The 24,382-nt window shown below is 72.8% G+C and carries 19 protein-coding genes and 3 pseudogenes; 15 read left to right on the forward strand and 7 right to left on the reverse strand.

What is annotated here, in order from left to right:
* The first annotated feature begins 182 nt into the window (after nt 1-182).
* From ACFY30_RS19835 to ACFY30_RS19865, 7 genes are all read left to right on the forward strand, one after another.
* Nucleotides 183-650 carry a hypothetical protein gene (locus ACFY30_RS19835; RefSeq protein WP_390846460.1) on the forward strand — a complete coding sequence of 156 codons (468 nt, stop codon included), beginning with the start codon at nt 183-185 and terminating at the stop codon, nt 648-650.
* Between the two features lie 198 nt (nt 651-848).
* Nucleotides 849-2,621, forward strand: a complete 1,773-nt coding sequence (locus ACFY30_RS19840) for an ATP-binding protein (RefSeq protein WP_390846461.1) — start codon at nt 849-851, stop codon at nt 2,619-2,621.
* The gene (locus ACFY30_RS19845) at nt 2,618-3,040 is read left to right on the forward strand and encodes a roadblock/LC7 domain-containing protein (protein ID WP_390661507.1); all 423 of its coding nucleotides are present in this window, start codon (nt 2,618-2,620) and stop codon (nt 3,038-3,040) included. The genes ACFY30_RS19840 and ACFY30_RS19845 overlap by 4 nt, the downstream gene beginning before the upstream one ends.
* Nucleotides 3,037-3,411, forward strand: coding sequence for a DUF742 domain-containing protein (locus ACFY30_RS19850; RefSeq protein ID WP_390661506.1), 375 nt, complete (start codon nt 3,037-3,039; stop codon nt 3,409-3,411). Before ACFY30_RS19845 ends, ACFY30_RS19850 begins: the two co-directional genes overlap by 4 nt.
* Entirely contained in the window at nt 3,383-4,018 is a 636-nt protein-coding gene (locus ACFY30_RS19855) for an ATP/GTP-binding protein (RefSeq protein ID WP_390846462.1), read from the forward strand. Before ACFY30_RS19850 ends, ACFY30_RS19855 begins: the two co-directional genes overlap by 29 nt.
* A complete protein-coding gene (locus ACFY30_RS19860) occupies nt 4,015-5,292 on the forward strand; it encodes a cytochrome P450 (protein ID WP_390846463.1) in 1,278 nt (425 codons plus the stop codon). The genes ACFY30_RS19855 and ACFY30_RS19860 overlap by 4 nt, the downstream gene beginning before the upstream one ends.
* Entirely contained in the window at nt 5,289-6,506 is a 1,218-nt protein-coding gene (locus ACFY30_RS19865; protein ID WP_390846464.1) for a cytochrome P450, read from the forward strand. The genes ACFY30_RS19860 and ACFY30_RS19865 overlap by 4 nt, the downstream gene beginning before the upstream one ends.
* A gap of 118 nt (nt 6,507-6,624) precedes the next feature.
* Here the strand turns inward: ACFY30_RS19865 and ACFY30_RS19870 are convergent, their stop codons facing one another.
* Nucleotides 6,625-8,163: a helix-turn-helix domain-containing protein gene (locus ACFY30_RS19870; RefSeq protein WP_390846465.1), complete on the reverse strand. Its 1,539-nt coding sequence runs from the start codon at nt 8,161-8,163 to the stop codon at nt 6,625-6,627.
* Between the two features lie 92 nt (nt 8,164-8,255).
* Nucleotides 8,256-8,945: pseudogene (locus ACFY30_RS19875) on the reverse strand (MFS transporter); the annotation flags it as partial.
* 433 nt (nt 8,946-9,378) lie between these two features.
* Between ACFY30_RS19875 and ACFY30_RS19880 the strand changes: the two are divergent.
* The 3 genes from ACFY30_RS19880 (at nt 9,379) to ACFY30_RS19890 (ending at nt 12,272) form a co-directional block, all read left to right on the forward strand.
* Nucleotides 9,379-9,999 carry an L-threonylcarbamoyladenylate synthase gene (locus tag ACFY30_RS19880; RefSeq protein WP_390846466.1) on the forward strand — a complete coding sequence of 207 codons (621 nt, stop codon included), beginning with the start codon at nt 9,379-9,381 and terminating at the stop codon, nt 9,997-9,999.
* Nucleotides 10,000-10,157: 158 nt separating this feature from the next.
* Entirely contained in the window at nt 10,158-10,913 is a 756-nt protein-coding gene (locus ACFY30_RS19885) for a dienelactone hydrolase family protein (RefSeq protein ID WP_390846467.1), read from the forward strand.
* Nucleotides 10,914-11,087: 174 nt separating this feature from the next.
* Nucleotides 11,088-12,272: a glycoside hydrolase family 64 protein gene (locus ACFY30_RS19890; RefSeq protein ID WP_390846468.1), complete on the forward strand. Its 1,185-nt coding sequence runs from the start codon at nt 11,088-11,090 to the stop codon at nt 12,270-12,272.
* A gap of 62 nt (nt 12,273-12,334) precedes the next feature.
* Here the strand turns inward: ACFY30_RS19890 and ACFY30_RS19895 are convergent, their stop codons facing one another.
* Nucleotides 12,335-14,737 (reverse strand): M4 family metallopeptidase, encoded by a 2,403-nt coding sequence (locus tag ACFY30_RS19895; protein ID WP_390846469.1) that lies wholly within the window; start codon nt 14,735-14,737, stop codon nt 12,335-12,337.
* 385 nt (nt 14,738-15,122) lie between these two features.
* Between ACFY30_RS19895 and ACFY30_RS19900 the strand changes: the two genes are divergently transcribed.
* Both ACFY30_RS19900 and ACFY30_RS19905 read left to right on the forward strand, forming a co-directional pair.
* Entirely contained in the window at nt 15,123-16,628 is a 1,506-nt protein-coding gene (locus tag ACFY30_RS19900; protein WP_390846470.1) for a metallophosphoesterase family protein, read from the forward strand.
* A gap of 63 nt (nt 16,629-16,691) precedes the next feature.
* Nucleotides 16,692-17,219: pseudogene (locus tag ACFY30_RS19905) on the forward strand (LLM class flavin-dependent oxidoreductase); the annotation flags it as partial.
* A 242-nt stretch (nt 17,220-17,461) separates the two neighbouring features.
* Here ACFY30_RS19905 and ACFY30_RS19910 read toward each other — a convergent pair.
* Nucleotides 17,462-18,430 (reverse strand): TauD/TfdA dioxygenase family protein, encoded by a 969-nt coding sequence (locus ACFY30_RS19910; protein ID WP_390846471.1) that lies wholly within the window; start codon nt 18,428-18,430, stop codon nt 17,462-17,464.
* A gap of 220 nt (nt 18,431-18,650) precedes the next feature.
* Here ACFY30_RS19910 and ACFY30_RS19915 point away from each other — a divergent pair, with 220 nt between their 5' ends.
* From ACFY30_RS19915 to ACFY30_RS19925, 3 genes and pseudogenes are all read left to right on the forward strand, one after another.
* Nucleotides 18,651-19,481, forward strand: a complete 831-nt coding sequence (locus ACFY30_RS19915; protein ID WP_390846472.1) for an aldo/keto reductase — start codon at nt 18,651-18,653, stop codon at nt 19,479-19,481.
* Between the two features lie 67 nt (nt 19,482-19,548).
* Nucleotides 19,549-20,132, forward strand: a pseudogene (locus tag ACFY30_RS19920) (DNA polymerase ligase N-terminal domain-containing protein).
* A 186-nt stretch (nt 20,133-20,318) separates the two neighbouring features.
* Entirely contained in the window at nt 20,319-20,762 is a 444-nt protein-coding gene (locus ACFY30_RS19925) for a cupin domain-containing protein (RefSeq protein WP_390846473.1), read from the forward strand.
* 9 nt (nt 20,763-20,771) lie between these two features.
* Here the strand turns inward: ACFY30_RS19925 and ACFY30_RS19930 are convergent, their stop codons facing one another.
* The 3 genes from ACFY30_RS19930 to ACFY30_RS19940 all read right to left on the reverse strand — a co-directional run bounded on the left by ACFY30_RS19930 (nt 20,772) and on the right by ACFY30_RS19940 (nt 24,289).
* On the reverse strand, nt 20,772-23,114 hold the full coding sequence (locus tag ACFY30_RS19930) for a SpoIIE family protein phosphatase (protein WP_390846474.1): 2,343 nt from the start codon (nt 23,112-23,114) through the stop codon (nt 20,772-20,774).
* A 330-nt stretch (nt 23,115-23,444) separates the two neighbouring features.
* Nucleotides 23,445-23,912, reverse strand: coding sequence for a peroxiredoxin (locus ACFY30_RS19935; protein ID WP_390846475.1), 468 nt, complete (start codon nt 23,910-23,912; stop codon nt 23,445-23,447).
* Entirely contained in the window at nt 23,909-24,289 is a 381-nt protein-coding gene (locus ACFY30_RS19940) for a DoxX family protein (protein WP_390846476.1), read from the reverse strand. Before ACFY30_RS19940 ends, ACFY30_RS19935 begins: the two co-directional genes overlap by 4 nt.
* Between the last annotated feature and the right edge of the window lie 93 nt (nt 24,290-24,382).

The raw sequence follows: 24,382 nt of genomic DNA on the forward strand, positions 1-24,382 counted from the left end.
ACAGGCACGCCAAACTCGAACGAAACAGACCCAAACGCCAGGGTTCGCCACCCCTTCCGCCATGTAGAAATATCTACCAACATGCATACGCCGAGGCCGCGATCATGGGCCGACGGCTGTTGCCCGGTGCCGCGCCCGCCCGCGCGCCGCCGGGTCCTGGGGACAGCAGACGGAGCCGGACGATGAGCGATGCGATGTGGGAACGCGGCGTGGAGTGGCTCTCCGCCGCCGCCAGGGACCCGAGGGTCTGCAAACGCGAGTGGGACCAGGGCGACGGGATCGCCCTGCTGCAGGCGGGCCGGTACTGGGACGTGCTCAGCGTCCCGGACCGGCTGGGCCTGCTCACCCTGGACCTGCTGTGGCAGTCGGCACTGCCGGTACCGGGGCCGACACTGGTGGACACCGCGGCCCACCGGGTGGGCTTCTTCCTGCCGCCCGATCCCGGCACCCGGTGGATCGGGGCCGGGCTTCGGCACGCCGGCCGGGGTTCCTGGGTGGCGGTGCCGCCGCCGTACCGGCCCGCCCGGTTCCTGGAGTGGCTCGTGCCACCGGACGGCACCGGCTCACTGCACGCACCGGTCACGCTGGAGCTGGCGCTGCGGCAGGCCAACGGCACGCTGGCCGTCCTGACGCCGCTGGGCGCCGACTAGCGCTCGGGACTCTCATCCGAGTCCCCCGCGCGGCGTTTCAACTGACCTGCCGCGCAAGGCATTTCAGGCACTCGGCGCAGAAGCGAACAGATGGCGGGCATTTTCGGCGCGAAGTCTCGCTCAACCGTGCGAGATCGATCAATGACAGTGTGTACTGTGCTGCGAGTACCCGATGCGACCCCCCTGGAATCCGAGTCGATGATCGAATTACCGGACCTGGTGGCGGGCGGCCTGGCCGCCGGCACACTGTCCGCGCTCGCCCTGGCCGGCGGGCTGCTGCGGCTGCGCCGGCAACAGACCCGGCAGCACGCGGAGATCGCCGCCCTGCGCACCCAACTGGACGGCACGGTGCGGGCGTTCACGGCCGAGGTCGAGCATCTCGCGGCGCACCGGGTGCCCGCCGCCGCCCGGCAGGTCGCCCATCCGCACCTCGAAGTGCCCGGCCCCCTGCAGCCGTTGACCGTCGGCACGCCCCTGGGCATCGCCCTGGAGAACGTGCTTCTCGCGCTGCAGTCCGAGGTGGTCGCCCAGCGCACCCGGGTCGACGCCGCCGCCCAGGCCGGGATGCGGGGCGCCACCCGGGAGATCCAGGCCGCCCTGTACCGGCTCCAGGACGCCCTGCGCGTCCTGCAACAGCGCTACGACGACCCGGAGCTGGCGCAGACCCTGTTCCGGCTCGACCACGAGAACGAGCAGTCGCTGCGCCGCGCCCAGGTCACCGCGGTGGTGTGCGGGGCCTGGGTCGGGCTGGCCCGCGAGGAGTCCCACGTCGTGGACGCGGTGACCGGCGGCCAGGCACGCCTTCCGGGCTACCGGCGGGTCCGGGTCCACAACCATCTGGAGCCCGGCACCGCCCTGGTCTCGCACGCCGTCGAGCCCGTGGCCATCATCGTCGCCGAGCTGCTGGACAACGCCCTGCGGCACTCCTCGCCCGACACCGAGGTCGTGGTCAGCCTGCAGCACGTCCACCACGGTGTGTGCGTCACCGTCGACGACGCGGGCCTCGGCATGACGCGCGACGAACGCGACCGCGCCCAGCGGCTGGTGGCCGGAAGCGAGCCGATCCTGCTCACCGCGCTGGGCGATCCGCCGCGCATGGGGCTGGCCGCGATCGGCCGGCTCACCCGTCAGTTCGACCTGGGCGTGGACGTCTCCTCCGCCTCCCCGTACGGCGGGGTGCGGGCGGTCCTGCGGATCGACAGCCACCTGCTCAGCCGCATCGATCCCGAGCTGCGGCCGCCGTCGGCCAGCGCCCCGCGTACGACCCGCAGGGCGGTCCCGGAGCGGCCCGCCCCCTCGCACACGTACGGAAGCGAGGACCCGGTCCTGGAGACCGCCGCCGGGCATCAGGGCGCGCCGGAGGCCGACGGCCTGCCGCAGCGCCGCCGCCGTACCCGCGCGGCCGCACAGGAGGACCCCGCCCCCACCCGCCCGGCACGCCGTCCCGAGGAGGCCGCGGCCGCCCTCGGCGCGCTGCAGTCCGGCACCGCGGCGGCCCGCTCCGGCAAGAGCGAGGCGACCGCCGCGGATACGGCGGTCCCGGAGACGGCTGACGCGGACCCGGCGGTCCCGGAGACAGCCGACCCGGGACCGGCCGTCCCGGAGACAGCGGCTGCGGAGACGGCCGCAGAAGCGGCGATTCCGGTGACGGCCGACGTGGGACCGGCCGGCACAGAAGCGGCAGACGCGGGAGCCGCCGTCCCGATGACGGCCGACGCCGGAGCCGCCGTCCCGATGACGGCCGACGCGGGAGCCGCCGTCACAGAAACGGCTGACGCGAACGCGGCCCTTGCGGGAGCGACCGTCGCGCACGCGGCCTCCGCGAACACCGCCCACGCGCAAGCAACCGACGCACACACGGCCACCGCACAAGCAGCCCACGCGGAAGCAGGCGACGCACGGGCGGCCACCGCGGGCGCGGCCGACGACACCGACCAGACCGACCACATAGAAGGGGGAGCGGCCCGATGACCAGCCGCGACACGGGCGACACCGCATGGGTGCTGGAACCGATCCTGCAGGTGCCGCACGTGGTGGCCGCCGTCATGCTGACCCGGGACGGACTCGTGACGGGGTACACCGACGCGCTGTCGCAGCCGTCGGCCGAGCGGGTGGCCGCCATCACCAGCACCGTGCAGGGGGCGTGCCGTACGGCCGCGGCCGCGTTCGCCGACCGGGAGCGGGCGGAGGTGCGGCAGATCGTGATCGAGTCCGACCACGGGTACGTGCTCATCGTGCCGACGGACCACGGCACCTGTGTGGCCGCGTACGGCGACGGCGAAGTGCGTCTCGACCTGCTGGCGCACCGGGTCCACTCCCAGGTGGCGCGCCTGGGCGAGAAGGCCATGGCGGCCGCGCCCCGAGGAGCCGACGACAACGCGCCGGCATGACCGCACGTCCGGCCGGCCGCCCCCTGGTTCCCGCCTATCTGTCGACCGGTGGGGTGGCCCGTCCCAGCCGCCCTCACATGGAGCGGCTGACGGTGCTCGCCCTCAGCGGCGAGCCGCGGCCCGGTGACCGGCCCGACGGTCTGCCCGCCGCCGGACTCGCCCTGCTGGAAGCCCTGGAGGGCGGCTCGCTGGCGGTGGTGGAGGCGGCGGCGCTGCTCCGGCTGCCGGTGTCCGCGGTGCGGGTGCTGGCGGCCGACCTCGCCGACCGGCAGCTGGTCCTGACCCGGCCGCCGATCCCGCCCGCCCGACGGTTCGACCCCGACCTGCTGAAGAGAGTGGCCGATGGCCTCCGCGCCCTCAAGCACGACTAGCGCCGCCCGTACGCCCCGTACGTCCGAGCGCGTCCATCTTCCCGACACCGCTCGCGACCTGGTGAAGATCCTGGTCGCGGGGCCGTTCGGCGTGGGCAAGACGACGCTGATCGACTCGGTGTCCGAGATCCGGCCGCTGCACACCGAGGAGCGGCTGAGCGAGGCGTCCGCGGCGGTGGACGACCTGGCGGGGGTGCGGGAGAAGTCGACGACGACCGTCGCCATCGACTTCGGCCGGCTCAGCCTGCCCGGCGGGGTGGTGCTGTACCTGTTCGGGACGCCCGGTCAGGAGCGGTTCCGGGCGTTGTGGGACGACATCGCCTACGGGGCGCTCGGTGCGCTCGTGCTGGTGGACAGCCGCCGGATCGACGCGTCGTTCGACGTGCTGGGGCTGGTGGAGGAGAGCGGGCTGCCGTACGCGGTGGCCTTCAACGAGTTCCCGGACGCGCCCCGGCACCACGGTGAGGAGCGGCTGCGCCGGGCCCTGGACCTGGAGGCGGGCACGCCGATGGTGACGTGCGACGCGCGGGACGCGAACTCCTCGATCGACGCGCTGCTGGCGCTGGTCGACCATCTGATCGCCCGTGACCCCGTGGAGGCTCCGTGAGCACCTATCCCCCGGACCAGCGGGACTTCTCGCGCTCGGCGCCGGTGCGTCTGTGGGAGGACGGTTTCGCCTCGGATCCGCGACGGTACTACGGCGCCCTGCGCGCCCAGGGGCCCGTCGGCTGGGCGGAGCTGGCCCCGGGGGTGCCGGCGTACGTCGTCACGGACCGGCGGGCCGCGCTGGACGTGCTGCACGACGACGGGACGTTCTCGCACGACCCGAGGGCGTGGGAGGCGACCGTTCCCGCCGACTCGCCGGTGCTCGGCATGATGCGGTGGCGCCCCAACGCGCTGTTCGCCGACGGTGCCGCCCATGTCCGCTACCGCACCACCCTGATCGACGTGTTCGACCTGGTGGAGCCGCACGATCTGCGTGAGCGTGTGCACCGTGCCGTGCGGCTGCTCGCGGGCCGGATCGGCCCGCGCGGTGAGGCCGACCTGGTCGGGGACTTCGCGCGACCGCTGATGGCGCTGGTGCTCAACGACCTGTTCGGGCTGCCGGACCACGAGGGCGACCGCCTCAACGAGGGCCTGGGCAAGATGATGGAGGGCGGCGCGCAGGCGGCCGAGGGCGAGGCCCAGTACGGCCAGTACGTGCTGGAACTGATCGCGGCCAAGGCCGCGCGGCCCGGCGACGACCTGCCGAGCCGGCTGCTGGACCATCCGGCCCGGCTCACCCGCGAGGAGGTCACCTGGCAGGTGTTCCTCACCCTCGGGGCAGGCTACGAGCCGACCGCGAACCTGCTGTCCAACACGCTGTCCCGGATCCTGGGCAACCCGGCCTACTACTCCACCCTCACCAGCGGCGCCCGCCCGGTCCTGGACGCGGTCGTGGAGGTGCTGCACCACGAGACCCCGCTCGCCAACTACGGCATCTACTACGCGCGCAGACCCGTCTCCTTCCACGGGGTGTGGCTGCGGGACGCGGTGCCGGTGGTCGTGTCGTACGGGGCGCTCGGGCTGCCCCCCGGTCCGCGGGGCACGGCCGGCACCCCCGTCTCCGGGCGGGAGGCAGGCGACGGCCGGCATCCGAACGACGCCTCGCACCTGTCGTGGGGCGCGGGTCCGCACGCCTGTCCGGTCAAGCAGCACACCTTGCTGCTCGTCACCGAGGCCATCGAGCGGCTCACCCAGTGGCTGCCCGACCTGGATCCGGTCCTGCCGCGGGAGCGGCTGGCCTGGCGGCCCGGACCGTTCCACCGCTCGCTGACCGCTCTGCCCGTCCGCTTCAGCCCTCGCTCCCCCTCTTCCGACCAGCCAGGAGTCCCGTCGTGACCGTGACCGACCGCATCGCCCTCGACCCCCTCGGCGCCGACATCGCCGCCGAGAGCGCCAGGCTGCGCGCCCTCGGCCCCGTCGTGCCCGTGGAGCTGCCGGGCGGGATCCCCGCCTGGGCGCCCACCGGCTACGACACGCTCAAGCAGCTGATCCTCGACCCGCAGGTCAGCAAGGACCCGCGCCTGCACTGGCGGCTCTGGCCGGAACTCGGCGAGCACCCGTCCTGGGGCTGGATCCTGGGCTGGGTCGGCGTGGTCAACATGCTCTCCACGTACGGCGCCGACCACACGCGGCTGCGGAAACTGGTGGCGCCGAGCTTCACGCACCGGCGCACCGAGGCGCTGCGGGATCGGGTGGAGGCCATCACCACCGAGCTGCTGGACGCCCTGGAGCGGGGCGGTGAGGTGGTGGACCTGAAGGCGGGGTTCGCGCATCCGCTGCCGATGCGGATCATCTGCGAACTGTTCGGCGTGCCCGAGGAGATGCGGGAGGCCACCGCCCGGCTGATCGCGGCGATCATGGACACCTCGGATCCGAGCCCGGAGCACGCCGCGTTCGTGCAGGAGCAGATCGGCGCGGTCCTGGGCGGGCTCATCGCCCACAAGAGCGAGCATCCCGGCGACGACATGACGACCGAGCTGATCCGGGTGCGCGACGAGGACGGGGACCGGCTGAGCGACGAGGAGCTGCTGTACACGCTGCTGCTGGTCATCGGGGCCGGGTTCGAGACGACCGTGAACCTCATCGGGAACGCGGTGGTGGCGCTGCTGGGCAGGCCCGAGCAGCTGGCGGCGGTACGCGGCGGGGAGATCTCCTGGGACGCGGTGGTGGACGAGACCCTGCGGGCGCACCCGTCGATCGCCTCGCTGCCGCTGCGGTTCGCGGTGAGCGATCTGAAGGTGGGCGACGTGACGATCCCGGCCGGGGACGCGATCATCACGACGTACGCGGCCGCGAACCTGGACCCGGGTCACTACGGTGCGGACGCGGACGTGTTCGACGCGACGCGCGCGGCGGAGGACCATCTGTCGTTCGGGATCGGTGTGCACCGGTGCATCGGGGCGCCGCTGGCCCGGATGGAGGCGCTGACCGCGCTGGAGGCTCTGTTCGAGAGGTTCCCGGATCTGACGCCGGCGCAGGGGGAGCTGACCCAGGTGCCCTCGTTCATCGCGTACGGCTGGCAGGAGATCCCGGTCCGGCTGCGCGGGTGACGGCCGCGGGGGTGCGACCAGTCCCCCGTGCCGGTCGCTCCCCCGCGGTCCCCCGAACGTACGTGCCTGGTGGTCGGCTTGTGAATCGTGCCGATGCCCGTTCCGGGGGCGGGAGGGCTCACCTGTGCACAGATGAGTCCGGATGGCCCGATTCCGGTACCGGCTGGTGGTCCCCGTGCAGGTCGGGGTGGTCGAGTTCGCGGGTGGCGAGGTGGGCGAGGACCACCTCGTAGAGGTCGCTGCCTGAGGCGAGGAGCTGGCGTTCGAGGACGGGTTCGGCGCTGCGGACGTGCTCGCGGACGGTCTGGGCGTGGACGCCGAGGAGTTGTGCGGCGCGTTCGGAGTTGCCGCCGGCGGCGATCCAGGCGCGCAGGGTGCCGCGCAGGTCGCGGCCGTCGGTGTCCAGGCGGGACAGCAGGTCCTGGGCCCAGGTGCGCAGGGCGGGGCCGGTGAGCAGTTCGCCGAGGCGGGCCGGGGCCGCCGTGCCGGCGGTGCGGTCCTCGGCGATGCCGACCTGGGTGTTGAGGGCCAGGTGGACGGTGGCCCGCACCCTGAGGTCGGAGAAGTCGGTGCCCAGCAGGGTCTCGACGCGGTCCATGCGGGCGCGGACGGTGTTGCGGCTGACGCCGAGCACTTTCGCCGCGCTGACGGCGGTGAACTCCAGGCCGAGCCGGGTGGTGGCGAGGAGTTCGGCCCGGGTGTGGTGCGGGAGGGTGTCGAGGGGGCGCAGCAGCCGGGTGGTCCAGGAGTGCAGCACCTCCGGGTCCATCAGGCGTTCGGGGTGGGTGCGTTCGGCGTAGACGGCCGTCTTGTCGGGGCGGAAGTGGGCGACGGCGAGGGCGCTGACGGCCTGTCCGTAGGCGGTGGCGGTGCGGGCGAGGTTCTGGCGGGCGCTGCCGCCGAGGAACACGCGGGAGTGGCGGTGGCACAGGGCACGCAGTGCGGCGCCGACGGCGTCGTCGGGGACGACGACGATGACATGGCCGTCCATGGCGGGGCAGCGGACGACGAGGGCCTCGTCGTGGGTGGCCGCCAGGCAGTCCTCGGCGAGCCGGTCGCGTTCCCCGGGCGCGCTCTCGACGACGTAGACGCAGGCGGTCTCGGTGTCGAGGAGGCCGGGCCACAGGCCGGCGGCCACCCGGCGGGCGGCCACGATGTCCTCGACCATGAGCAATTGCAGGATGGCCAGGCGCAGGTCGGAGGTGGCGCGGGCGAGGCGGTCCCCGGTGGCCGCGGTCTGCTGGGCGCGCAGCAGCAGTTCCAGGACGGTCGCGGTGTGGGTGAGGATGTCGGCGGCGCGCCGGTCGAAGGGGGCGGTACGGCTCACGGCGAGCACACCGGCCGTGCCCGGCCCCGGGAGTTCGACCCTGACGAGGCGCAGGTGGCGGCCGTCGCCCTCGCAGGCGGCGGAGGCGAGGCGGCCGCACACGAGGTCGGCGACCAGGTCCTGGTCGAGCGGCATCGGCGCTCCGGCGAGCGGGGTGCCGCTCGCGTCGAGCAGGGACACGGTCGCGTCGAGTGTCGTGGAGAGCCAGCCGGCGATCCTGCGGACGCCGGACCGGGCGGGGCGCAGGTGCTCGAGGAGTTCCTGCGCCCATGTCGGGTCGGCGCCGCCCGTCACCTCGGTGTGGCGGTTCCCGTCGTCCCGGCCGGCCATGTGCGTGCTCTCCTCGTCCCTCCCGGCCCCTCGCGGGCCGATCCAGTCATATCGGTCGGGGACGTTACCTCACACGGCCGGCGGGTCCGGCCTCAGTGGGCCGGGGTGGACCGCCGGATGCCGGCGGCGGCGAGGAGTGCTCCGAGGAGGCACAGCAGTCCGGTGACCACGACGGCCGCGTGCACACCGTTCATGAAGGCCTGGCCGCTGCCCTCGACGACGGCGGCGCGCAGGTGCGCGGGCATGGCGCCGGAGACGGGCGCGACGCCCATGGCGACGGCGTCCTCGGCCTGAGCGAGGCCGGCGGCCGTGGCGGCGGGGACCCCGGCGTCGGTGAGTTCGCCGCCGAGGGTGGAGCCGACCCGGGCGCTGATCACGGACACCAGGACGGAGGTGCCGAGCGCGCCGCCGATCTGCAGGGTGGTGGCCTGCAGTCCGCCGGCCACCCCGCCGTCCTGGACGGGGGCGTTGCCGACGATGGCGTCGGAGGAGGCGGACATCACCATGCCGACGCCGAGGCCGAGCGCGATGAACGGCGGCCACATGGTGGGGTAGGCGGAGTCGGTGGTCCAGGTGAGCATGCCGAAGCAGGAGGCGGCCTGGAGGATCATGCCGAGCGGCATGACGATCCGGGGGCCGAACCGGCCGGTGAGGGCGGCGCCGAGCGGGGAGGCGACGAGTGAGGCGAGGCTCAGCGGGAGGGTGCGGATGCCGGCCTCGACGGGGGTGTGGCCGCGGACGTTCTGCAGGTAGAGCATGACGAAGAAGATCGCGCCGAGCATCCTCTGCCGGCGCTCCAGGTCGCCCGCCTCGGTGAGCTGGGAGACGAGGGCGCTGACGTTGTTGGGCTTCATCAGCAGGGCCTCGGCGGCCTCGCGCACGGTGGCGCCCTCCTGCTGGGCGACGAACTTCAGCAGCAGAAGGCGGCCCTCGGGGGGCTTGGGGTGCGCGTAGGTGGACGCGACCCGGCGGTCCAGGGTCCGGTGCAGCGCGGGGAGGCAGTCCGCGAGCTCGGAGGCCACGCGGTCGATGCCCCGGGAGGGCGCGCTGGTGTCGGACACGTCAGCGAGGACAGGTATCTCGCCATAGGTATGTCAATCGAGGCAGGTCCCGGTCGGGGCGGGACGGGACCGAGCCAGGTCATGATCGAGGCGGGGCGGGGTCGACGCGGGCCCGGACCGGGCCGGCCGCCGCCGCACGGCATAAGCTCGGCCAATGGCCAAGTACTACGACGTGCACCCCGACAACCCCCAGCCGCGCACCATCGCACAGGTCGCGCAGGCCATCCGGGAGGACGCTCTCATCGCGTACCCGACGGACTCCTGCTACGCGCTGGGCTGCCGGCTGGGCAGCAAGGACGGCATCGACCGGATCCGGGCCATCCGCAAGCTGGACGACCGCCACCACTTCACCCTCGTGTGCCAGGACTTCGCGCAGCTCGGGCAGTTCGTACGGGTGGACAACGACGTGTTCCGCGCCATCAAGGCGTCGACGCCGGGCAGCTACACCTTCATCCTCCCGGCGACGAAGGAGGTGCCGCGCATGCTCCAGCACCCGAAGAAGAAGACGGTGGGGGTGCGGATCCCGGACCACGTCGTCACCCAGGCCCTGCTCGCCGAGCTCGGCGAGCCGCTGCTGTCCAGCACCCTGCTGCTGCCCGGCGAGGAGGAGCCGATGACGCAGGGCTGGGAGATCAAGGACCAGCTCGACCACGTGCTGGACGGGGTGCTCGACTCCGGGGACTGCGGCACCGAGCCGACGACGGTCATCGACTTCTCCGAGGGCGAGGCCGAGATCGTGCGGCGCGGGGCCGGCGACCCCTCGCGGTTCGAGTGACCTGCCCGCCGCCGGGGGCCGGCGGCGCGGGCGCGGACCTCCTTCCGGTGCGGCCGGGGCCCTCGCGGGCGGTTCGGTGGTGCGTGCAACGATGGGCGCGGACCGGCCCGGCCGGCCCGGTCGACCGCCCGTCGTGCACCGCGCAGAGAGGCACCCCCATGACCTCCGTACAGGGAACAGCCGTGGACATCCCCACCGAGGACGGCGTCGCGGACGCGTATCTGGCCCACCCGGGCGACGGGACGCCCCGGCCGGGCGTGCTGCTGTACCAGGACGCCTTCGGGCTGCGTCCGCACCTCAGGTCGATGGCCGACCGGCTCGCCGGGGCCGGCTACACGGTGCTGGTCCCCAACGTGTTCTACCGTCACGGGCGCGCCCCGGTCGTGGAGTTGCCCGAGTTCATCGACCCCTCCGCCCGCCCGGACGTCTTCGCCGGTCTGCGGCCGGTCATGGAGTCCCTGACGACCGACCTGGCCATGCGGGACGCGGGGGCGTATCTGCGCCGGCTGGAGGAGAGCCCGCTGGTCGCGGACGGGCCGGTCGCGCTCACCGGGTACTGCATGGGCGCCCGGCTCGCCCTGCTGACCGCCGGCACCCACCCGGAGCGGGTCGCGGCGGCGGCCGGCTTCCACGGCGCCCATCTCGCGACCGACGCTCCCGACAGCCCGCACCTGGTGGCCGGACGCGTCACCGCCGAGCTGTACTTCGGCCACGCCGACGACGACCCGTCGCTGCCGCCCGAGCAGATCCGCCTCCTGGAGGACGCCCTCACCGCGGCCGGGGTGCGGCACACCTGCGAGGTGTACACGGGCGCCCACCACGGTTTCACCCAGGCCGACACCGCCGCGTACAGCGAGGAGGCCGCGGAGCGGCACTGGGCGGCCCTGCTGGACCTGCTCGAGCGGACTTTCTGACCCGCACGGGAGCATCCGGGCGCGTCCGCGGCGCCTCCGAGGCCGCGGGCGCGCTCGTTCGTTCACGTCGCCTCTGTTCACATCGTTGACATGAGCACACCGCGGTGCGACTTTGAGAGCGCTCTCAAAGAGGTATGGACCAACCCCACAGGTCTACCCGCACGGAGGTGGAGAGTGCTCGCAAGGATCACCACGGCACTGCTCGGGGCGGTCGCGCTCGTCGGCGCGCTGCTCACTCTGGGACCACCGGCCGGGGCCGCCGTCCCCGACACGGTCCCGCTGAAGATCACCAACAACTCGGGCCGCGGCGAGGCCCTCTACGTCTACAACCTCGGCACCCTGCTGACGACGGGTCAGCAGGGCTGGGCGGACGCGAACGGGACCTTCCACGCGTGGCCCGCCGGAGGAATCCCGCCCACACCGGCGCCGGACGCCTCGATCCCCGGCCCGGCCGCCGGCCAGTCGGCCACCATCCGGATCCCCAAGTTCTCCGGCCGGATCTACTTCTCGTACGGCCAGAAGCTCGTCTTCAGGCTCACCACCGGCGGGCTGGTGCAGCCGGCCGTGCAGAACCCGAGCGACCCCAACCGCAACATCCTCTTCAACTGGTCGGAATACACCCTGAACGACTCGGGACTGTGGCTCAACAGCACCCAGGTCGACATGTTCTCCGCGCCGTACGCGGTCGGGGTGCAGCGCGCCGACGGCAGCACGGTCAGCACGGGGCACCTCAAGGCGGGCGGCTACAACGGGTTCTTCAGCGCCCTGCGCGGTCAGCCAGGCGGCTGGGCGAACCTGATCCAGACCCGGTCCGACGGCACCGTGCTGCGGGCGCTTTCGCCGCTGTACGGCGTGGAGACCGGCGCCCTGCCGGCCACCGTCATGGACGACTACGTCAACCGCGTCTGGCAGAAGTACGCGACCACGACGCTGACCGTGACGCCGTTCGCCGATCAGCCCGGCACCAGGTACTACGGCCGGGTCTCGGGCGGCGTCCTGACCTTCACCAACGCCTCCGGGGCGGTGGTCACCAGCTTCCAGAAGCCGGACGCCGCCAGCATCTTCGGCTGCCACCGGCTGCTGGACGCCCCGAACGACGCCGTGCGCGGGCCGATCTCCCGCACGCTGTGCGCGGGCTTCAACCGGTCCACGCTGCTGGTCAACGCCAGCCAGCCGGACACCACCACGGCGAACTTCTACCAGGACACGGTGACCAACCACTACGCCCGCAAGATCCACGCGCAGATGGCCGACGGCAAGGCGTACGCGTTCGCCTTCGACGACGTCGGACAGCAGGAGTCGCTCGTCCACGACGGTTCCCCGCGCCAGGCGTATCTGACCCTGGATCCGCTGAGCTGAACGCGACGACGTCCCGCACGCGGAGGGAGCCCGCGCGCGGGACGTCGGTCGGACGGAACGGATCAGCCGGTCGTGACGGCGGTGTCGTCGATGACGAAGCTGGTCTGGAGCGAGGAGTCCTCGACGCCGGTGAACTTCAGGGCCACCGTGGACCCCGCGTAGGAACCGAGGCTGAAGGACTTCTGCACATAGCCGGAGGCCGCGTTGAGGTTGGAGTACGTGGCCAGGGTGGTCGACCCGGCGGTGACCGTCAGCTTGTCGTACTGGGTGCTGGTGGAGGTCTCGGCCGTGTCGATGTGGAGGTAGAAGGTGAACGTGGTGTTGGTGCAGCCGCTCGGGATCGTCACCGACTGGGACAGCGTGTCGGTGTGGGTCGATCCGTAGCCGTCGAGCCACGCCTTGTAGGAGCCGGTGCGGGCCGCCTGGCTGCTGGAGTTGGTGATCACGCCGCTCGACGCCGTCCAAGTGGTGTTGCCGGACTCGAAGCCGTTGTTGCCGAGGAGCTGGGTCGAGGTGCAGGAACCGCCGCCGGTCGAGCTGACCGTCCAGGTGAAGGCCGCGGTGCCGGTGGCGCCGGTCGAGTCGGTCACCGTGACGGTGGTGCTGTAGGAGCCGGCCGTGGTCGGCGTACCCGAGATCAGACCGGTGGAGCTGCTGATCGACAGGCCGGTGGGCAGGCCGGTCGCGGCGTAGGTCAGGGAGCCGCTGTTGGTGCTGCTCGCCGAGATCTGCAGGCTCACCGCGGTGCCGACGGTGGCGGACTGGCTGCCCGGGTTGGTGACCGTGACGCCGGTCGACGGGACCGTGATGTGGCTGCCGACGTTGATGCCGGCGAAGGCGTTGCCGACCCCGGCGTACTGGGTGGAGCTGGAGCCGTACAGGGCCGCGGCGGCGTTGAGGGCGGCGGTGCGGGCGCCCGCGTAGTTGGTGCTGGACGTCATGTACGTCGTCAGCGCCTTGTACCAGATCTGCAGGGCCGCGGCCCGGCCGATGCCGGCGACGGCGACACCGTCGGAGGTGGTGCTGGTGTAGGTGACGCCGTTGATGGTCTTGGTGCCGCTGCCCTCGGAGAGCAGGTAGAACATGTGGTTCGCCGGGCCCGAGGAGTAGTGCACGTCGAGGTTGCCGACACCGGAGTACCAGCTGTCCGCGGACGAGCCGTCCTTGCTGGGCTTGTCCATGTAGCGCAGCGGGGTGCCGTCGCCGTTGATGTCGATCTTCTCGCCGATGAGGTAGTCACCGACGTCGGAGGAGTTGTTGGCGTAGAACTCCACACCCGTGCCGAAGATGTCGGAGGTGGCCTCGTTCAGACCGCCCGACTCACCCGTGTAGTTGAGGTTCGCGGTGTTGGAGGTGACGCCGTGGCTCATCTCGTGACCGGCGACGTCCAGCGAGGTCAGCGCGTGGGTGCCGCCGGAGCCGTCGCCGTAGGTCATGCAGAAGCAGTCGTCGTCCCAGAAGGCGTTGACGTACGACGAGCTGTAGTGGACGCGCGAGTAGGCGGCCACGCCGTCGTTCTTGATGCCGCTGCGCCCGAAGGTGTTCTTGTAGAAGTCCCAGGTGACCTGCGCGCCGAAGTGGGCGTCGACCCCGGCGGTCTGGGTGTTGGAGCCGGAGCCGGTCCCCCAGGTGTCGTCGGTGTCGGTCATCAGGGTGCCGGTGCCCGACGTGCCGTTGTTCAGGCTGTACGTCTTGTGACCGCCGCGCGTGGTGTCGTACAGCTGGTAGGTCGAGCCGGACAGCGTGGTGCCGATGGTCACCGTGCCGCTGTACTGGCTGTTGCCGGTGCCGGTCTCGACGCCCTCGAACTGGGAGAGCTTCTCGCCGGTGCGGGCGTCGGTGATGACGTGCAGCTTGCTCGGCGTGCCGTCGTCCTGCAGCCCGCTGACCACCGTCTCCCAGGCGAGCTTCGGCGTGCCCTCGCCCGCCCAGATCACCTTGCGGGCGCTCTTGGCGGCGGGGTCCTTCGCGTCGAGCGCCCTGGCCGCCTTCAGTGCCTTGGTCTCGGCGGACGCCTTGCTGTACGTCGCCTTCGTCGACTTGACCGAGACGGTACGGCGGTTGTTGTTGAACGTCGTGCTCACCGTGCCGGCGGCCAGCGAGGCCGGCGGCGTGTGCACGACGAGGTCGCCGCCGAGGACGGGCAGACCGGCGTAGGTGCGCTCGTAGCGCGTGTGCACCGTGCCGTCGTTGTCCTTCGCGACGTCCTTGACGACCAGCTTCTCCTTGGCGCCGAGGCCAAGGGTCTCGGCCGTCTGCGGCGTCTTCGCCTCGGCGCCCTTGATCAGCGTCATGCGCTGCGCGGGCGTGAGGTCGGCGGGCAGACCACCGGTGCGTAGGGGGCTGGGGTGGGGGGCCGCGGGCTTCGCGGCCGCCGGAACCGCCTGGACGCCGAGGGCCAGAAGGGCGGCGGTGGAGAGCAGGGCCGCTCCGACCGCGGTCCGCTTGCGGGGGTTGGGTCTCACTCGTTCTCCTACTGCGGCGGCCGCGGGGTACGGCCGGTGACAGACCGGGCAGACGGGTGTGCTGTCCGGGACGAGCTGAGTTGTGCGGGACCGTGCAACACGTGAGGGCAACATGCCGCTGGTGTGCGGCAGTTGGGAGGGAGAATGACAGGCTTGACAGTGGCATGTCAGCCAAAGCCGGGCGCTTCGAGGGTTATCCCTCGGTGACATGAGGGACCGGGGCCGTCCCGCCCGGCATTCCTGTGCGTGAGCTGTGCGTCTGCCGATCCGCCGCCGTCGGTCCCCGAAGTCGCGCTGCTCGGCGCGGCGTTGTGACCGGCGGCCGGGCTGTCGGCCGCGTCACCCGCCTCCTGACGCCACGTCGGTCATTGCTACGGTGCAGCCCGTGTCTGAATCCTCACGTGATACCGCCGAGGGTGCCGGCTGGGGCGAGGCCGAAGCCGGGGCGTACCGGCAGTTGATGCCGGACCGCGTCCGGAAGATCTCGTGGCTCGACCCCCGGATGCTGTGGGCCGCCCGCAACGGCGTGCTGGCCTCGTGGTTCGGGGACCCCACCGGGCGTACCCGCGGCCGGTGGGTGGCGCAACGGGAGGCGGCCGGGGCGCCCGCCGACAAGGTGATCCGGCGCTCGGACCCGGACCGGTTCTCCTTCATGGTCATCGGCGACACGGGAGAGGGCGACGATTCCCAGTACGCCGTCGTACCGGGCTTTCTGAAGGTGAGTCAGGGCACGGCGTTCACCGTCCTCGCCAGCGACGTCATCTACCCCGTCGGCGGCGTGGACGACTACGGCGCCAAGTTCTTCCGCCCGTACCGGGACTACCGGGCCCCCATCTACGCGATACCGGGCAACCACGACTGGTACGAGGACCTCGGCGGGTTCATGCGGGTCTTCTGCGACGACGCGCCACCCCTGACCGCCGAACCCGCGCCGCGCCCGCTCACCCGTGCCTGGCTGCGCTCCCTGCTGTGGCACCGGCCGCGCCCGCACGACGAGCGACTGCTCTCCGAAGCACGGGAGTTGCGACAGTCGGCGGACCAGCGGGCCGTGCAGCCGGGGCCGTACTGGGCGATCGACGCCGGGCCGGTGCGGATCATCGGCGTCGACACCGGCCTGCTGGGCACCCTCGACGCCGCACAGGGCGCCTGGCTGCGCGAGGTGTCCCAGGGGCCGAGGCCGAAGATCCTGGTCACCGGCTCGCCGCTGTACGTCGACGGCGAGCACCACCCGTGCGCCATCGAGGGCGGAGGCACGGTCGACGACATCGTCCGCGCGCCCGAGCACCACTACGTGGCGGCGATAGGCGGCGACATCCACAACTACCAGCGCTATCCCGTGCGGCTGGAGGACGGCCGCACCCTGCAGTACGTCGTGGCGGGCGGTGGGGGCGCCTTCATGCACGCCACCCACACCATCCCCCGGGTCTCCGTCGCCGGCGTCACCGAGCGGGACTTCCGCTGCTACCCGCTGCGCGGTGACTCGCTCGCCTTCTACAGCAGGCTGTACGGCCGCCGGCTGCGGCTGCGCCGCTTCTTCGCCCTCACCGCGGCCGAGGCCCAGGCGGTCGTCGCCGAGCGGCTCGGCATCCCGGCGACCCGCACGCCCGGCCCGGAGGTCAGGATCACCCGGCGGATCCGGCTGATCGCCGGCCTGCTGGGCACCGGAAGCCGCCCGGACCGCCGCAGACGCCTCCGGCTTCCCGTGCGCAAGATCTACACCCAGCTGTTCTCGCCGAGTTCGGCGACGTACAGCCCGCCCTTCTTCAAGTGCTTCCTGCGTCTGGACGTCACCCCGGAGGCGATCCGGCTGCGCTGCCACGCGGCCACCGGCAACCGTGCCCAGGAGCTCCGTCCTCCGGTCGAGGACGAGGTCCTCATCCCGCTGACCTGACCCCGGACTGCGCCAATCGGACAGGACCGCTGATCGGCCCGCCGTGGACGATGGAGGAAGCCCGTGCCGACGATCTCCCGCCCGCTGCGGAAGCTGGGCTTCCTCACCATCGGCCTGTTCGACGGGGACGACCCGGGCCAAGGGCACGAGACCACGCTGGAGATCATCGAGCTGGGCGAGCGGCTCGGCTTCGACAGCGCCTGGGTGCGACACCGCCATCTGCAGTACGGCATCTCCTCCCCCGTCGCCGTCCTGGCGGCCGCCTCGCAGCGCACCCGCCGTATCGAGCTGGGCACGGCGGTGACCCCGCTCGGCTGGGAGAACCCGCTGCGGCCGGCCGAGGACCTGGCGACGGTCGACATCCTGTCCGGGGGGCGGCTCAATCCGGGCGTGAGTGTCGGCCCGCCGATGCACTACGACCAGGTCAAGGAGGCCCTGTACCCGGACACGGCCGACGCCGAGGACTTCGGCTACGAGCGGGTGCGGCGGCTGCTGGACCTCGTGCGGGGCAAGCCGGCGACGGACTTCAGCGGGGTCGAGGGGTTCGAGGTGTTCTCCGACCGGGTCCAGCCGCACTCCCCCGGCCGCGGCTCATCCCCGGAGGACGGCCGACCGGCCGGGATCGACGCGCGGGAGGACGGCCCGGCGGCCCTGGAGGACGTTCCGGCACGGGGACTGCCCGGCGAGACCCGCTCCCGGGCGGAACATCGTCCAGGCAGGCGGCCGGCGCGGCCTTCACCCGCACGACAGCCCCCAGGCAGACTCCCCGGCAAGGACCCGCTCCCCCGCAGGCGGGCCGGCGGAGGTCGCGGCGGCCGGGGCCCGGTCCGGGGTCACCAGCGGCCGGGTCCGGGGCCGGTCAGGGGGGCGGACGGGCTGCCGTCCGTGCCGACGGGTACGTCGCCGGTGAGCATCACGCGGTGCATGGTGCGGGGGAAGCCGAGGTGGGCGTTGTCGCTGGGGGCGAGGTGGATGGTGGCCCTGTTGTCCCAGAAGGCCACGCTGCCCGGTTCCCAGCGGAAGCGGACGGTGTACTCGGGCCGTACCGCCTGGTCCAGCAGCATGTCGAGGAGCGCCCGGCTCTCCGCCCGGGAGACGCCGGCGATCTGCTCGACGTAGTAGCCGTTGACGTACAGGATCCGCTCCCCCGTCTCCGGGTGGACCCGCACCAGCGGGTGCAGTGAGGCGACCTGATGGTCGAGCAGGTGACGGACGTAGGCGTCCTCGCCCGGCCTCGGCTGGTACCCGACGCCGAGCCGGTGCTCGGCCCTCAGTCCGTCCACGAACTCCCGGACCGGCGCGGACAGTCCCGCGTACGCGGCCGCCAGGTTGGACCAGGTGGTGTCGCCGCCGTACGGAGGCACCGTCTCGGCGCGCAGGATCGTCGCGGCGGGTGGGTCGATGCGCGCGCCGTGGTCGCAGTGCCAGCCGCGCAGCAGGGTGTGCCGCCTGCGCTGGAGCCATTCGTCGTGTTCCATGCCGAACTTCCCGCCCAGCTCCAGCCGGTCGGCGGTCGTCTCGATCTCCGGGTGGTCCGGCGGCGAGGCGCCGCCGCGCCTGCGCAGGACGACCGGCTCGCCGAAGCGCCGCGCGAACGCCACGTGTCCGGCGTGGTCGAGTCGCTGCCCGCGGAAGAACACCACCTTCCAGCGCAGCACGGCCGCCCTGATCGCGGCGACCTGCGCGTCGTCCGGGCCGGCGGCCAGGTCGACGCCCTCGATCTCGGCGCCTATGTGCCCGGCGACGGGTTTCACCTCGACCCCGGCCGCCTCCGTCACCTGGCTGTCGAAGTCCGTCGTCATGCCCGCTCCGATCGTCGTGGGTACGCCTCAGGGAAGATCGTGACAGCGAATGGGGGGCGTGGCGACAGTGCCTCGGGAGGGCTCTGCGGGAGGTGTCGGTCACGGGTCCGCCGTCGAACCGGTCGCGGCGCCGGCCCGACGGCCGGGTGGCCCGCTTGATCGAACCTTCCTCGTCCCTGAGGCTGGAGTGACGAGACACAGTCCAGGGGAAGGCCAGACGGTGATCGACATCCCGGTGCACACGCTCAACGACGGTACGCGGCTCCCGGCCCTCGGACTGGGCACCTGGCCGATGGACGACGCGCAGGCGGAGGAGGCGGTGGCCGGGGCCCTCGGGCTCGGGTACCGGCTGATCGACACGGCGACGAACTACCGCAACGAGAGCGGGGTCGGCCGGGGAGTGGCGCGCGGCGGGGTGCCGCGCGAGGAGATCGTGGTCACGACCAAGCTCCCCGGCCGCCACCACGGCTACGAGGAGACCCTCGCCTCCTTCGAGGAGTCGCGTCGGCGCCTCGGCCTCGAGTACGTCGACCTCTACCTGATCCACTGGCCGCTCCCCCGTGTCGGCAGGTACGTCGACTCCTGGCGGGCGATGATCAAGCTCCGTGAGGAGGGGCTGGTCCGCTCGATCGGCGTCTCCAACTTCACGCCCGAGCACATCGAGCGCCTGGAGAAGGAGACGGGCGTCCTGCCGTCCGTCAACCAGATCGAGCTCCACCCGCTCTTCCCGCAGGACGCGCTCCGGGCCTTCCACGAGACGAAGGGCGTCGTGACGGAGAGCTGGAGCCCGCTGGGCCGCGGCTCGGCCCTCCTGAAGGACCCCGCGGTCGTCTCCGTCGCCGAGGCGCTCGGGGTCACCCCCGCCCAGGTCGTCCTGCGCTGGCACGTCCAGCTCGGCGCGGTGCCCGTCCCGAAGTCCGCCGACGCCGGCCGTCAGCGTGCCAACCTCGACGTGTTCGGCTTCGAACTCGGACAGCCCCAGGTGAGCGCGATCGCGGACCGGGCACACCGGCGGCTGGGCGGGGACCCGGAGACGCACGAGGAGTTCTGACCCCCGCACGGGCCCGACTGCCCTGGACGCGGAGGGGGTACCCGGGGCCCGCGGAAGGGAGGGTCCGGTGAGTGAGCGGCTGAAGGAGTACCGCGGCAGGCGGGACTTCCGCAGGACCCGGGAGCCGGCGGGGCCGGGGGCCGGGGCGGGGACGCGCGGCGGTTCGTCGTGCAGATCCATGACGCGAGCACCCCGCACTTCGACTTCCGGTTGCGGGTGGGGGACGTACCGAAGTCGTGGTCGGTCCCGAAGGGGCCCTCGGCGCGGCCGAAGGACAAACGGCTCGCCGTGCCGACGGAGGACCATCCGCTGGAGTACGAGGAGTTCGAGGGGGTGATCCCGGCGGGCGAGTACGGGGGCGGCACGGTGATCGTGTGGGACCGGGGGACGTACGAGCCGCTGAGCGGTGACGACGGGGTCGAGGAGGCTCTGCGGCGGGGGCACGTGTCGTTCCGGCTGCACGGGGAGAAGCTGCGTGGCTCGTACGCGCTCACCCGGTTCCGGGACGGGAAGGGCGGTGCGGGCGACGAGGCGGAGGCGTGGCTGCTGGTGAAGTCCGGCGGGAACGCCCGGCGCGACACCCCGGACCCGCGACGAGCCCGCTCGGTGCGGACCGGGCGGACCCTCGCCCAGGTGGCCGCCGGGAAGTGACGGGCGGCGGACGAGCGGCGGGGAACCACCCGTGAGAAGTACTGGAGACGGCGGACTCACCCCCGCGTCCCGACCCGCATCCGGAATCCGGAAACCGGCCCCAACTGCCGTGCTGTACCTCTATGTTCGCAGCCAGGCGTCGTCATCGCCCGCCCATGTGAGCACGAGCAGAGGGGACTTTTCCGTATGCGTGTCCGCATCCCGCTTCGAGCCGCGACGGCCGGGGCGATCGTCGTCGGTGCCGTCCTCGCCGGCCCGGCCGCCGCCCACGCCACCCCACCGGGTCCCGGGGTCACGGCCCGGCTTCTCGCCCAGAAGACCGTCGGGGACACCGACTACACGCTCAGGGAGATCACCATTCCGCCCGGTCAGGCGACCGGCTGGCACTATCACGACGGTCCGCTGTACGGCGTCGTGAAGTCGGGCACGCTCAGTCACTTCGCCTCGACGTGCGTCTCCGACGGCGTGTACCCGAAGGGCAGTGTCATCCGCGAGCCGGCCGGGCCGGGGAACGTGCACCTCGGCCGGAACCTGGGCGACACCCCGGTCGTCCTGGAGGTCCTGTACGTGCTGCCGCACGGCTCGCCGTTCTCCGAGGACGCGCCGAACCCGGGCTGCCCCTTCGAGTGAGCCCGGCGCTCACCGCGGCTCGAGCAACTGTTCCGCCCAGATCGTCTTGCCCCGGTCGGTCTGCCGGCTCCCCCAGCGCTGGGTGAGCTGGGCGACGAGCAGCAGGCCGCGTCCGCCCTCGTCGAAGGCGTGGGCGCGGCGCAGGTGCGGGGAGGTGGAACTGCCGTCGGAGACCTCGCAGATGAGGGTGCGGTCGCGGATCAGCCGGAGCTGGATGGGGGGTTCGCCGTAGCGGATGGCGTTGGTGACGAGTTCGCTGACGACGAGTTCGGTGACGAAGGCGGCCTCCTCCAGTCCCCACTCGGTGAGTTGCTCGGTGGCGGCCTGCCGGGTGGCGGCGACCTGGGCGGGGTCGGGTTCCACGTCCCAGGTGGCGACCCGGTCGGCGCCGAGCGCGCGGGTACGGGCCAGCAGCAGGGCGACGTCGTCGCCGGGTTCCTCCGGCAGGACGGCCTTGAGCACGGTGTCGCAGAGGGCGTCGAGGCCGGCGGCCGGTGCGGTGAGGGCGCTGCACAGTTCGCTGGTCGCGCGGTCGATGTCCCGGTCGCGGTCCTCGATGAGGCCGTCGGTGTAGAGGGCGACGACCGCGCCCTCGGGCAGTTCCAGCTCGACCGCCTCGAAGGGCAGTCCTCCGACGCCGAGCGGGGGGCCGGGAGTCATCCGGACCAGTTCCACCCGGCCGTCGGGCAGCAGGACGGCCGGGGCGGGGTGGCCCGCGGCGGCGAGGGAGAGCCGGCGGCTGACGGGGTCGTAGACGGCGTAGAGGCAGGTGGCACCCAGCTCCGCGACGTCGTCGCCGCCCTCCTCGTAGCCCGCGAGGTGGGTGACGAGGTCGTCGAGGTGGGTGAGGAGTTCGTCGGGCGGCAGGTCCACGTCGGCGAGGGTGCGGACGGCCATGCACAGGCGGCCCATGGTGGCCGAGGACGGGATGCCGTGTCCGACGACGTCTCCCACGACGAGGGCGACCCGGCTGCCGGAGAGCGGGATCACGTCGAACCAGTCGCCGCCGATACCGGCCGTGGAGCCGCTGGGCAGGTACCGGTGGGCGACCTCGACGGCGGCCTGTCCGGGCAGCCCGCGCGGCAGGAGGCTGTGCTGGAGGGCGAGCGCGGTGGTGCGTTCGCGGGCGAAGCGGCGGGCGTTGTCGATGCAGACGGCGGCCCGGCTGGCGAGTTCCTCGGCGAAGACGGCGTCGTCGGGCTCGTAGTCGTCGGCATGCCCGATACGGATGGCGACCAGGGCGCCGAGGGTGGTGCCGCGGGCCCGCAGCGGCACCGAGATCATCGAGTGGACGCCGCGCCGCAGCCGCCGTCCCTCGGGGGCGCGGGCGTCCCGCTCGTCGAGCCAGCACAGGAAGTCCGGCTCGCCCGCCTGGCTGAGGACCGCGCGGCCCTCCCGCAGGGCGCGCGCGGGCGGGCTGTACGGCGGATGGGTGTCGGTGCCGCCGAGGTGGACGGCGGCCTCGGGGGTGCCCTCGTGGACGGAGCCGTGGGCGACCCGGCGCAGCACGACCTCGCCCTCGGGCGCGGGGGGCGGCTCGTCGGCGCCGAGGACCCAGTCGAGGAGGTCCACGCAGGCGAAGTCGGCGAACCTCGGCACGAGGAGTTCGACCACTTCCTCGGTGGTGCGCACCACGTCGAGCGTGGTGCCGATGGCGGCCGCCGCCTCGTTCAGCAGGGCCAGCCGCTGGCGGGACAGGTACTGCTCGGTGCTGTCGAACGCCGCCAGGGCGACCCCGCCGACCTCGCCGGATTCGTCGCGCACGGGCCACATCTCGATGCTCCAGGCGTGCTCCCGGTTGAGGGAGGGGGCGCCGGTGAAGCTCTCGTAGCGGACCGGGCGGCCGGTCTCGGCGACATGGCGGAGGTGCCAGTTGAAGCCCCGGCTGTGCTCGGCGTCCTCGACGGTCTCCGGGAAGTGACGGCCGAGCAGGACGTCCTCGGACACGCCCATGACCTTGCAGGCGACCTCGTTCAGGCGCAGATAGCGCTGCCGGGGGTCGAAGACGGACATCGACATGGACGCCTGCTGGAAGGCGCGTCCCGCCAGGGTCGGTTCCGGGGCCGGGGGCCGTTCGGCGGTGAGGGTCCAGCCCGTGGGCTCCCCGCCGGGGCCGAGCACCGGGCACCCGGTGACGGCCAGGGTGACGGGGCGGCCGTCGTGGTGCCGGACGACGACCGGCCGGCTCCACGCCCGGGCCGGGAGCGGAGGGAGCTCCTCGGCGAGCAGTTCGGTCGCGGCCCGTCCCACGGCCCCGGCGGCGGAGTGACCCGTCAGCTGCCGGGCCCCCTCGCTCCACGCCGTCACGATGCCCCGGGCATCGATGACGGCCGCAGCGACGACATGCTCCATGTCGTCCAGAATCGTCCTTTTGCCCGGGTGCATCAACCGCGCGGAGCCGGGCGCGGAACCCGGGGCTCCGGGCGCTGTCGAGGGGTGCCCCGTGGTCCGCGCCGGGGGTCCTGGGCCCGGGCACGGTGACTGGGGGGTGGTTCGAAAGTCCTGTGCGGTGCCCGGGGTGGCCGGCGCGTGCTCTCGGCATGCCGGACGAGAGCCGACGTACTGGGCGTACTTGGGCTTTCGGCCGGTGCGGCGGTGGGGATACCTCCCGCTCGGGCGAAGCCGAGAGCGGGGGAGCGTGCCGGGCGCCGCGGGTGCTGTGCAGGACTCTCGCGACACCCGCTAGGCGCGGTGGGCGCGCAGTGCCTCCAGGGCGCGGTCGGCGTGGGTGTTCATGCGCAGTTCACTGCGGACGACCTCCAGGACGGTGCGGTCCTGGGCGATGACGAAGGTGGCCCGCTTGGTGGGCATCAGGGAGACGCCCCGCTTCACGCCGAAGCGTTCCCGCACGGTTCCGTCGGTGTCGGAGAGCAGGGTCATGCCGAGGGTGTGGCGTCCGGCGAACTCCTGCTGCCGGTCGACGGAGTCGCCGCTGATGCCGACGGGCCGGGCGCCCGCCGCCGCGAACTCGGCGGCGAGATCGCGGAAGTGGCAGGCCTCCGCGGTGCAGCCGGGGCTGAGGGCGGCCGGGTAGAAGAAGAGGACGACGGGGCCGTCGGCGAGCAGGTCCGTCAGGCTGCGGAGCGTGCCGGTCTCGTCCGGGAGGGAGAAGTCCTCGACCTTGTCGCCGGTCTGCGGCGTCTTCGTCATGACCGTCCCTCCGCGCTCCGCGCGACGCTGCGGGCCCACAGCACGAGGGGCACCTGCAGGGGCAGCCGGCCGAAGGCGGCCGTTCTGAGAGGGGTGGGCCGGTCGCGCCAGTCCAGCGCCATCTTGACGTTGGCGGGGAAGACGCCGACGAAGAACGCGGCGGTGGCCAGGGCCGCCGCCTTCCGGGTCCGGGGCAGCGCCACCCCGGCCGCCAGCGCCAGCTCGGCGACGCCGCTGCCGTACGTCCAGGCCCTGGGCGAGCCCGGCAGGGCGGGCGGGATGGTCGCGTCGAAGGAGCGCGGGGCGGCGAAGTGAGCCACTCCGGCGGCGGCCAGCAGTCCCGCCAGCAGCAGGGGTGAGCGTTCGGACCGGGGCAAGGTTCCTCCTCTGATGTCCTGGCGCCCGACATTACTGGACGGTAGTGGAGGGCCGGGAGGCGGGGGTGGGCCGGCGGGCACGGCCCAACTCCC

The organism is Streptomyces sp. NPDC000345 (assembly GCF_042898825.1).
In the GTDB taxonomy this organism is placed as follows: domain Bacteria; phylum Actinomycetota; class Actinomycetes; order Streptomycetales; family Streptomycetaceae; genus Streptomyces.